This window comes from Hydrogenophaga sp. (assembly GCF_011390835.1).
In the GTDB taxonomy this organism is placed as follows: Bacteria; Pseudomonadota; Gammaproteobacteria; order Burkholderiales; family Burkholderiaceae_C; genus Hydrogenophaga.
This window is the reverse complement of the sequence record NZ_JAABRQ010000068.1, coordinates 1-2,398: the sequence shown is the minus strand read 5'-3', so window position 1 is coordinate 2,398 and position 2,398 is coordinate 1. Positions and strand designations below refer to the sequence as shown.

The 2,398-nt window shown below is 67.0% G+C and carries 1 protein-coding gene; it reads right to left on the bottom strand.

Annotated elements, in window-relative coordinates; translation table 11 throughout:
• Window positions 1–205 precede the first annotated feature (205 nt).
• Window positions 206–2,164, bottom strand: coding sequence for an IS1634 family transposase (locus GPT34_RS17720; protein WP_291015363.1), 1,959 nt, complete (start codon window positions 2,162–2,164; stop codon window positions 206–208).
• Window positions 2,165–2,398 lie beyond the last annotated feature (234 nt).

Below are 2,398 nucleotides of genomic sequence, written 5' to 3'. Positions count from 1 at the left end.
CATTATCTGCGGCGCTGCCCGCAACGGCGAAGCACGCGCCGCCCCGGGAAACCCGGAGTGGCCCGGCGCCGCCCCGGCTAGCCCAAGTTTGTCATCTACCCCTACCGCGTCCAATGGAATCAATGACTTAGAGGGGCATTTCCGCGCGTATGGCACTACGTCTTTGCAGTGGCCCGCCGGTTGTCGAGCCGGCATGCGCGGGGCGTCAGACCAGCACGCGATGAGTCCGCCCGGGGTTGGGGTCGAGCTCCAGGATGTTGACCAGCGTCTGATGCCGTGGCTTGGGGCGCGTGGCCTTGCGCACGTGCACGACGCGGCCATCGCGGCGCTGCAGGGTGACGGTGACCCGGCGCTGTGTGGCCATCGTCTGGCGCAGGGTGTTCCAGCTGTCGTTGATGCCCTGGGCCTTGAGCTGCAGGCGCAGCGTGTGCACGAAGTGATAGGCCAGCACGCTGATGAACAGATGCCCTTCGACACGTCGATCCACTTGGTGGAACACCGGGCGCAGACCCAGGTCGGTCTTCAGGGACCGGAACACCGACTCCAGCTCGGTGAGCATGATGTAGGTGCGCCACAGCGTGGCGTTGTCCTGCTCCACCAGAGTGGTGCGCAGGCAGTACACGCCCGGATGCGCCGCCGCGCTGCCGGGCTTGATGTGTTTGACCCAGCTGATGGCGGTGACGAGTTTGCCCTCGGGGTCGGTGGCCACCGTGATCTCGTAGTGCTGCGCGGCACGCGCGAAGCGCTGCTTGGCGCGGCCCAAGCGCTGCATGACGGTGGCCAGGTCCTGGCTGCCTTTGGGGGCCTTGGGCTTGCTCAGCCCGGCCTGCAGCTTGGTCAACGCAGCCTCCAGGCCGCTGGCCTTGGCGGTGTCGATGGCGCGGTCCTTTTCCTCGCGCGCCGGTGAGTGGCAGTACAGCAGCACTTCACCGTGCGCGCCCTGCACGCGCTGCAGCTTGATCGTCACGTCGCCGGCGGACTGCACCTCAGTGGCCTGGCTCGGATCGAATTGACGCTCGCGCAGCTTGGACACCACCACGTAGTGATAGCCCTGCTCGCGCAGCCAGGTCAGATTGGCCTGCGCGGCAATGCCCGCATCCATCACCACCGTGGCACCCGGGGCGGCGTGCAGCCCCGTGAGCATGCCCTCGAGCGTGGCGGGCTCGCTGGCGTTGCCGGCGAAGAACTGCACGCGCTGCACGAAGCCGCTGGCGTCCAGCGCCATGGCCAGCGTCACCAGCGGGCAGTCGCTGCGACACTCCTTGCTGTGGCCCCGCTTGGCCTTGCTCACCCCGGCGGCCACACCCTCGAAGTAGGTGTTGGTCAGGTCGTACAGGGTGATGGTCTGGCCCAAACCGAACATCGAGCAGGCCTTGCCGAACAGGTGCTCCTGCAGGGCCTGACGGTGCTTGTACAACGCGTCCGAGGCACGGTACAGGCGGTTCAGGTCCATCGCCTCGAAGTCGAAGTCGATGAGCTCGCCCAGAGCCGAGGTGTCACCCAGCCAGGCGTGCGTGGCCAACTCACTGCCCGGCTGGGCCATGCGCGCGACGACGTTGCCCACGGCAGCAGCGATCTGCGGGCGATTCAGTCCCAACTCGCTGAGCTTGTCCTCCAAGCCGCATTGGCGCATCGCGCTCAGCGCAGCCTGCTCCACGCCCACGCTGCGCGGGTCGACCAGCTCCAGCGAGTCCAGATCGACCTCCTGGTAGCGGGCGACCCGGTCCGCTTCACTGGTTGGGCTGTCGGGGCTGTCGGCCGCACGGTTGGGCGGGGTGCCGGGTGCGCTGCTGGGTGCGCTGCTGGGTGGCTTGGCAGCAGGATTGGCAGACGCGGCAGATGCCACTGTGCGCGCCGTGGGCGCCGCGCCCAGGCTCGGCACGGCCGGCTTGCGCGCAATGATCTGGGCTGCAAAGCGTTGCGCGAAGGCTCGCACCTCCTCTGGCAACGTCGACTCCAGCATCGAGCGCTGCCCGCGCACCAACTCGTCGATGCGCTGGGCCAGCGCGGGCCAGTGAGCCTGGGGCAGATCGAAGTGGCTGCCCAGGTTGAGCACCGTGGCTTGCTTGACGGCCTTGCCCACGCGGGTGGCCTGCACGAGGCGGTAAGTGACGTAGGGCTCGCCCGAGATGCGACTGCGGGTCTGGGTGCGGCGGATGAACATGCACGCGATGGTGCACGAAAAGCAAGCCTTTGGGTCGAGACCAGAAAACTATTATGGCACTACATTTCGTCGCTGAAGCGAAATCCAATGCTGGCAAGGGGTTGCCGAGGGGGACGGCCTGAAATGGGCGGAAAAGTGACAAAGATGGGCTAGCCGAAGCCCTCGAAATTCCCGCGCCGACTTGCCTCCGAGTGGCCGGTTTCCGGCGACGAGTCTGAGGCTCTCGTTGGCTCG

What these genes read in the sequence shown, in the direction of transcription:
- GPT34_RS17720 (WP_291015363.1), bottom strand. Translation starts at nt 2,164, where the DNA reads ATGTTCATCCGCCGCACCCAGACCCGCAGTCGCATCTCGGGCGAGCCC.